3 protein-coding genes and 1 pseudogene are annotated in these 2,020 nt (G+C 66.9%); 2 read left to right on the plus strand and 2 right to left on the minus strand.

Features of this window, described 5'->3' with window-relative positions; all coding sequences use genetic code 11:
* Window positions 1-289, minus strand: a pseudogene (locus ACK5KK_RS02170) (monooxygenase); the annotation flags it as partial.
* A gap of 191 nt (window positions 290-480) precedes the next feature.
* Between ACK5KK_RS02170 and ACK5KK_RS02175 the strand changes: the two are divergent.
* Together ACK5KK_RS02175 and ACK5KK_RS02180 are read left to right on the plus strand one after the other, a co-directional pair.
* The gene (locus tag ACK5KK_RS02175; RefSeq protein ID WP_416888452.1) at window positions 481-687 is read left to right on the plus strand and encodes an antitoxin VbhA family protein; all 207 of its coding nucleotides are present in this window, start codon (window positions 481-483) and stop codon (window positions 685-687) included.
* A 16-nt stretch (window positions 688-703) separates the two neighbouring features.
* Complete coding sequence (locus ACK5KK_RS02180; RefSeq protein ID WP_416888453.1) at window positions 704-1,489, plus strand: Fic/DOC family protein; 786 nt, start codon at window positions 704-706, stop codon at window positions 1,487-1,489.
* A 55-nt stretch (window positions 1,490-1,544) separates the two neighbouring features.
* Here ACK5KK_RS02180 and ACK5KK_RS02185 read toward each other — a convergent pair whose 3' ends face one another.
* Window positions 1,545-1,976 (minus strand): LysE family translocator, encoded by a 432-nt coding sequence (locus tag ACK5KK_RS02185; RefSeq protein WP_416888454.1) that lies wholly within the window; start codon window positions 1,974-1,976, stop codon window positions 1,545-1,547.
* Window positions 1,977-2,020: the final 44 nt, after the last annotated feature.

Here is a 2,020-nt window from a genome sequence, read left to right on the forward strand (position 1 = left end):
CCCCGCCCGCGGCGACCGTGGCGCTCTGTCCGAGCCGGAGGCTCCCGACGGGCAGGGCCTCCACGAGAACCCGGTGCAGCTCGGCGCGGTGCAGGCTGCGCAGCGAGGGGACCATCGCGGAGGGCATCGACACGAGCCAGTCACCGGACGGCACGCGCTGCCCGGCGCGCATCCGGGCGATCGCGTCGCTGCTGACCCGGCGCACGGCGTCGCCGAGTCCGATCGCGTCGAGCGCGCCGAAGGCATTGCCGAACAGGGTCAGCCCGGCCCCGACTGCGCCCGGGGGCACGATCCCGCATGTCAAGCTCGGGCGGCGCATCGTGATCCCCCGCGAGAAGTTCGCCGACACCACCCGCGACGGGTCGTAGGCGGCGCGCTGTGGCCGTGCCGATTCGGCACCCCCGCGTCGAGTTACCGGAGGAATGTCGGCGGCAGGACGTAGACTGAACCCGTAACGCCGACCACAAGGAGGCACCCAGCATGGCTACGAAGACTCGCGTATCCGAGGCGCACGTTGAGCGCGTCGTCGCGGAAGTGCTGGCGGGGCAGCAGACCGCAGGCGCACAGATGTCGCCCGAAGCGGTCGAGTTGGGGCGCAGGCAGGTGCGCGGCGAAATCACCGTAGACGAAGCCGTCGAAGTGATCGCCGCTCGTACCCGCGCACGCCTGGCCTCCCGCACCGCCTGAACTCAGTAGCGCCTCGATGCGTGATCGCTACACCTACCCCGGCAGCGATGTTCTCATCAACAAGCACGGCATCACCGATTACGACGACTGGAAAGAAGCCGAAACCGACTTAATCGGCGCGCGCATGTTCCACTTGCGCGAACACCCGCTCGACGGCAGCTACGACCTTGCGCATCTGCAAGCGATTCATGCCTTTCTGACGCAGGACATGTACTCGTGGGGCGGTGAGATTCGCGACACCGACACCCATCCCGGCGGCACGGGCATCGCGCACTGTCGCCCGCAGTTCATCGTCGCCGAGGCCGAGCGTGTCTTCGGCGAACTCGCCTCCCGTGACTACCTGCGCGGCTTGGAGGCGGATGCGTTCTCGGACGGGCTCGCCTGGGTCTGGGGAGAGACGACCGCGATTCATCCGTTCCGCGATGCGAACACCCGCAGCCAGCACATCTTCTTCAACCGGCTCGCCCACGATGCCGGATGGATCATCGACTGGTCGCAGATTCCCGGCGATGTATTCGCTCACGCCCGCACCCTCGCCATCGTGGAGAACCACTCGGGCATCGACGCACTGATCCGCCCGCACCTCCAGACCCTCGGAGACGCCGCCCGCCACGACGAACTACTCGAACTCGTCCGCGACCATGCGCGTGGCTTTTTCACCCGCACGACTACCCGCGATCCCGAGGTGCTGGATCGTGAACTGGACGCGGCACGCAAGCGCCGCCTGGCGCTCCCACCAGATACGTTCAGACGCGACACCCCGCCCAGCAGTGGCCGGGGCGGGCCAGGTCTCAGCCGGTAAACGTCCCCCGCAATCGGAGAGTTGCGTCTACGCCTTGTTCCCGGTCAGGGCGAGACTACCGCGGAGCCCGATCATCAATCCGCCGCCGGTCGCGCGAATCCCGCTGAGTCGGCGGGGAGACTTCGCGAACCAGGCCTGCGCGCTTCCAGCGAGGATCGCCCCAGACCGCATCGCAGATGAAGCCGATGGCGACGAACAAGAGCCCGAGAATCATCATCTGCAACGGGATCGCTCCCGCTCCGAAAGTCACGAACTGCGGGAGCACGGCCACGAAGAACACGATGGTCTTCGGGTTGGTGACGCCCACGATGAACCCTTGCCGAAGCATCACCGCGGGCGTCAACGAAGGTCGTGCTGACTCGGTATTGTCTGCCACGCCGTCTTTGCGGTGGCGGATCGCTTGCATGCCGAGGTAGATCAGGTATGCGGCACCGAGCAGTTTGATGATCGTGAACAGCATGATCGACTGCGCGACGATCGCACCCACCCCGAACGCGACCGCTGCGACACGGCGCCCACTGTCCGGCGACC

This window comes from Microbacterium sp. (assembly GCF_047972865.1).
Classification (GTDB): Bacteria; Actinomycetota; Actinomycetes; order Actinomycetales; family Microbacteriaceae; genus Microbacterium.

Bases quoted from the DNA above. Each gene is read 5' to 3' on its own strand.
- ACK5KK_RS02175 (WP_416888452.1), top strand. From the start codon at position 481: ATGGCTACGAAGACTCGCGTATCCGAGGCGCACGTTGAGCGCGTCGTC.
- ACK5KK_RS02180 (WP_416888453.1), top strand. From the start codon at position 704: ATGCGTGATCGCTACACCTACCCCGGCAGCGATGTTCTCATCAACAAG.